This is a genomic window from Novosphingobium sp. Sphag1I, from assembly GCF_056279125.1.
In genome coordinates, this window is the sequence record NZ_JBWBQS010000042.1 from 1 (window position 1) to 4,951 (window position 4,951).

Sequence of the window (4,951 nt, forward strand, 5' to 3'; positions counted from 1 at the left end):
CCAGCGATGGCGTCGACTGTCTCCAGGACATCATCGCCGAGAACCGCCGGAGCCAATTCTGATCTCACGGGCGGCCGCTATCGGAGGCGTACCAATCACTCGGCAGATGACGCAATTATTACCATTGTGACCGACAGCGCGCAGCGGATTTATCCTCGCGGCGCTCCTTGGACGGAGGCCGGACTTCAGATCGCCGCCAGTCGAAGTTTTCGGCTCACGCGAAACTATCGGAACACTAGGCAGATTGCTGCGTTAGCCGCCTCGATTGCGCAGGGCATACCAATGGACGATGACGGAAGTATTCCCGACCCGGCAGTATGCTCCCGTGACGGGCCAATGCCCATTTTGCTGAAAGGCAGATTTGCAAAGCAATTGGCTTTCGTAATGAAGCAGTTGCAGAAGATCGATATCGAGAAAGAAACCGTCGGGTTTTTGCATCTCAAGGGAGGCGGTTGGTTCGATGACATTCGTGCTGCGCTCGACGTGAGAGGCCTCGGTTACTGCGAGCTTCAAGGCGCTTCAAGCTGGCCCGAGGAAGGTTCCAACATCGGATTGTGCACGCTGCACTCGGCGAAGGGATTGGAGTTCGACCATGTTTTCATAATTGGTCTTGCGCAGTCACAGGCATCGTATGGAGATCAGCCTGACGATGACCGTTACGATGCGTTGCGAAGGTTGCTTGCGATGGGCGTGGGGCGGGCGAGGCAAACCGTTGTTTTGGGTGCAAAACCCGGAGAAGCATTAGAAGCATTGGATATAATCGATGCGACTGTTATTGAGGAGATCACCTTGTGACAGTATCAGATCGCATCCGTGAATTAGGGATCGAGGAAGTCGTGCACTTTACGACAAATCACGGATGCCTAGGGACAATTTTCACTCGTCACTTGCAATCTCGCCAGCGCCTTGAAGGCGATCCAATGGTTGAATACTTGTTAAAACCAAATACGAATTTGAGAAAAGATGTCTCATACATTGATTATGTTAGCCTATCAATCGGACACCTCAATTATCAATTCTACAATGTGAGCGCTGGTTCTTGGCATCGCCAAGATCCGATTTTTTGGTGCGTGCTCGCGTTCGACCCTGCCATCCTCACGCATCCTGGGGTGGTTTTCGCGACGACGAATAACATCTATACGGGTGTCAAGCGAGGGAGCGGTGCAGAAGGATTGCAAGCGTTGTATGATGGCTGCGTCACACGTTGGATTGGAAATGTCGCTAAGCGCCCTCCGGCCTTGCGCCCCTCTTTCCCGACGTGTTTTCAGGCAGAGGCTCTTTATCCCCAATCAGTCTCGACTGACTACCTCGTTCGCATATATGTGCAGTCGCATAACGATCAATCCGAGGTAGTTGGATTTTTGAAGGCTACCTTCCATAGGGATATTGATGTGATCGTCGACCCCTCAAAGTTTGGACCACGCCCATTATGAACGTCGATAGACAGTCGCAAAACCGTCGCTCCGCATTGTGGGCAGCTTATGGCGACGCAGTCGGTTTCATTACCGAACTCGCCGACAAAGATAGAGTATTGCATCGTTCAGGAACTTTCCCAATAACGGCGACGATACCTTGGAGGCGTAAGGTTGGCGGGCGTATTGGTGTCTCCGTAGAGTTGCCCGCTGGTGCGTATTCCGACGATACTCAGTTGCGCCTAGCGACATGCCGGGCGATCAGAGGTGACGGGACTTTTGATGTCGCTGCATTTGCAAAAGTCGAGCTTCCGGCTTGGGCCAATTATGCTCTAGGCGCAGGGGTTGGGTCGAAAGAAGCGGCAGCAAATCTGTCGAGGACATCGGCAACTTGGTATTCAAATTTTTTCAAGAATGGTCGTGCTTCCTACTTTTCGGGAGGAGGAAATGGGGCGGCTATGCGTGTTCAGCCCCATGTTTGGGCTGCGAAAAATCTGGACGATCTTCCCACCATTCTTCGTGACGTCATCCGGAATGCCATCTGCACCCACGGTCATCCTAGAGGCATTGTTGGAGCATGTTTTCATGCTGCTAGCCTTGCATTTGCAATGCATAAGGGGATCGCGCCTTCGCTTGACGAATGTGGCAATATTATCAGTCGTCTAAGAATGATTGGTAACATCGTTGATAGTGATACAGATCTTCGGCTTCTGTGGCTCGGGCCTTGGGAGGATCATGTCGGCTCTTCATTTGCTGCCGAGATCGAGGTTGTCTTGAGCGAGCTGGAAGGCGACCTAAATCGATTGCGCAATATTCCTTCGACCGACTTAGGGCACGCCTATGGCGAAGCAGTCGATACGCTTGACGCGAAAAATGAAGCGAGCCGTGGTTCAGGGACAAAGACCTCGTTGATTGCTACATACGCTGCATCTTTCGCAGGTAAGAACGACCCGGCGCATGTTCTCCAAGTGGTTGCGAATTGCCTTGGGTCAGATACCGATACCATCGCCACTATGACTGGGGCGATTATTGGCGCTGTATCCGAACACAATTTTGAAGGGGCATTGCAAGATCGGGAATACATCGAAAATGAAGCGGAGCGCATGGCCTCGATCTCGACAGGTTCATCAACGTCATCAATTCAATATCCCGACTTGCGTTCGTGGAAGCCTGCACGTGTTGCCTTGGATGCTATTTCTCTCCAAGATGGCGAGCTAATGCTGAACGGTGTTGGGTCACTGCGAGCTTTAGATCGCGGTGTGGAGCAGCAGTCAAAAGACGAAAGCCTACAATGGTTTGAACTTCCCTTCGGCCAGACAATCCTCGCTCGTGTTCGAGAGCAGCCTATAGAGCAAGACGGATGGCGCAAGAAGGTGGATGACCGCCGCTCAGGTAGAAGCTCCTTCGCAGGCGGTGTCGTGTCGCGCCTTCCCGACCTTTTTGGAAACAAGCCAAACAACGAGCACAGGGCATTTGCGGCTCTTCCTCGCGAAACTGACGCATCGGTCTCCGCTCTAAACGATGCTCTTCAGAAGGTTATTGCGTCAGGGTTTGATCCAACAGTCGTTGGAGAAGTCCTCCTCCTCCAAGCGCGTTTGGGCAAACCTGACTTCGTAGAGCGCAGCATTGCCCTAACCGCCACTATCATGACTGCCTATGAGGCAAGATGGCGGCGAGGCAAATAGACCGTCTAACCGGTGTCCCAAGCAGGCCTGCCCATCTGGGACGTCGATTGGCTTCGCGATTGGTGTCCCACTAAGGCGGTGCCGCTCCCAGTGGGATGCCGCACCGCAGTGCCTAAAAGCCATGTGGGACAATGCAACCCAGTCGAAGCGTCCGTCCGGTTTAGCGCGTAGCCTTGACCCGCTCCCACTCTCGTTTCAGCACGATATGGGCAAGCCGCATGGCGTAGCCGACGAGATCGCTATAAGCCTTGCCTCGGGTATTATCTGAAATAGCAGGGATGGCCATCAGAATATCTTTCCAGCACTTTTCGCTGTAATCTGGCGATTTTCTTATGGCACATCGTATATTTATAACGTCATCAATACCTTCAAAAATTTTCGGATCATTCGCATCCATTCTTGATTTATCTTTTCCAAAAAATGCTAATTTTTGAATGAGATACATCAATAATCTATGATCCTTCTCCGACGGATTGAGCATAAGTTCAGTTTCTAATCGCGCAGCAATCAATTCCCTTCTGATTTTATCAATCCCGTCATTGTTGGTGCGGTAACGGACGGCATCAGCAAGGGCAATGGTGCACGCAATCTGCGCCCGCAGCTTGTCGATCCAAGCCTGACGGCTGTCGGCTTTTACCTTGGCCTGTAACTGACGATGCGTGAAATAGATCGAAATTGCGGCAGCTATCAACGCAAGGAAGGCAGTGAGATTAGCGCTGAGGTTCATGATCGCGCCTGCCTCGCTTACCGACGACGAGGCGTCGGCATAATTTGTCAGCAGGAAAGGGAGCACGTGATCTTCGGCAATGATGGACAGGCCCAAGACTGCAAGGCATCCCAAAATCAGATAGCCAACAAATAGGTGAAGCGTAGCGGGAAGGAAGCGCGCCCTGAGTTTCCTCGCAGTAAATCTGACTGGGTCATCGTTTCGATGTCCCATCGCCATCCTCCGGACATCGTCCCAAGTTGGCTCATCTGGTATGCCGCCTAGATCCCACCATTGGCTGGTTGTCTGGGCTTTGTGGGTGCCCCACATCCACTTGCCCATGATCCATACAAGAACGCCCAAGATCAGGGTGCTGGCAAACCGAATGAATATGTTATCGGTTTGGTTGATGGTCGCCACCGTTTGGCCTGTGCAAACTCCTGTGACGATCAGCACGATCACGGCAGCCGCAATCGCTAAACAGCGCCAGAAGGTGCCGCAAGCGCACAACGACCTAAAAAAATTCTCGCAACATGTCTTCATGGCCTCGATCTTGGCTTGCAGAAGCCTTGAAGAAAAGGGGAAATGTTGTTGAGGCCGCAGGCACACTTGTGACGCTTAGCGATCCCGCGCCTCTTCATAATTTTATCAATAACGCCATGTTTTTCCGTGACTTAGCTCGCACTAGATGGCATTGTTTCCCAGAAATATCTAGGAATTTCAAATGCTTATCGGATATGCTCGCGTCTCAACTGTGGATCAGGTTGCAGGCCTCGAAGCGCAATTGCGCGACCTCGCTGCAACCGGGTGCACAGAAAAGGTCTTTTCAGAGCGCGTCAGTTCAGTTGCGCAGCGCGACCAGCTTGCCGCCGCTTTGGAATGGTGTCGCGAGGGTGATACGCTAGTGGTGACCCGGCTCGATAGGCTGGCGCGCAGCACCGCCGATCTGCTGTCGATCATCGCAACACTGGAGCGTAAGGGCGTGGCGCTCCGCATTCTCGATTTTGGTGGCGAGGCGGTTGATACAAAGTCACCTGCGGGCCGCCTTATCGTCACTGGACTTGTAACGGATTTGTGCCGGTCACCTGAGCGTTTTATGCTCGCAACAGGAGACCGACGAGATGATGAAGCATAGTGAAGATTTTAAG

Annotated in this window: 6 protein-coding genes; 5 read left to right on the forward strand and 1 reads right to left on the reverse strand. The window is 52.4% G+C overall.

The annotated features are described in order from the left end of the window. The 3 genes from ACZ9HU_RS22315 to ACZ9HU_RS22325 form a co-directional block, all read left to right on the forward strand. A partial coding sequence (locus ACZ9HU_RS22315; RefSeq protein ID WP_476108073.1) for a 3'-5' exonuclease occupies positions 1–795 on the forward strand: 795 nt, incomplete at its 5' end. After that, entirely contained in the window at positions 792–1,433 is a 642-nt protein-coding gene (locus ACZ9HU_RS22320; protein WP_476108074.1) for a DarT ssDNA thymidine ADP-ribosyltransferase family protein, read from the forward strand. The genes ACZ9HU_RS22315 and ACZ9HU_RS22320, both read left to right, overlap by 4 nt. Next, positions 1,430–3,097 carry an ADP-ribosylglycohydrolase family protein gene (locus ACZ9HU_RS22325; protein ID WP_476108075.1) on the forward strand — a complete coding sequence of 556 codons (1,668 nt, stop codon included), beginning with the start codon at positions 1,430–1,432 and terminating at the stop codon, positions 3,095–3,097. Before ACZ9HU_RS22320 ends, ACZ9HU_RS22325 begins: the two co-directional genes overlap by 4 nt. Before the next feature lie 160 nt (positions 3,098–3,257). Here ACZ9HU_RS22325 and ACZ9HU_RS22330 read toward each other — a convergent pair whose 3' ends face one another. Next, on the reverse strand, positions 3,258–4,223 hold the full coding sequence (locus ACZ9HU_RS22330; RefSeq protein WP_476108076.1) for a hypothetical protein: 966 nt from the start codon (positions 4,221–4,223) through the stop codon (positions 3,258–3,260). Between ACZ9HU_RS22330 and ACZ9HU_RS22335 the strand changes: the two genes are divergently transcribed. Continuing rightward, the gene (locus ACZ9HU_RS22335; protein ID WP_476108077.1) at positions 4,213–4,398 is read left to right on the forward strand and encodes a hypothetical protein; all 186 of its coding nucleotides are present in this window, start codon (positions 4,213–4,215) and stop codon (positions 4,396–4,398) included. The genes ACZ9HU_RS22330 and ACZ9HU_RS22335 overlap by 11 nt on opposite strands. A 129-nt stretch (positions 4,399–4,527) precedes the next feature. Next, positions 4,528–4,938, forward strand: a complete 411-nt coding sequence (locus ACZ9HU_RS22340) for a recombinase family protein (protein ID WP_476108078.1) — start codon at positions 4,528–4,530, stop codon at positions 4,936–4,938. Positions 4,939–4,951 lie beyond the last annotated feature (13 nt).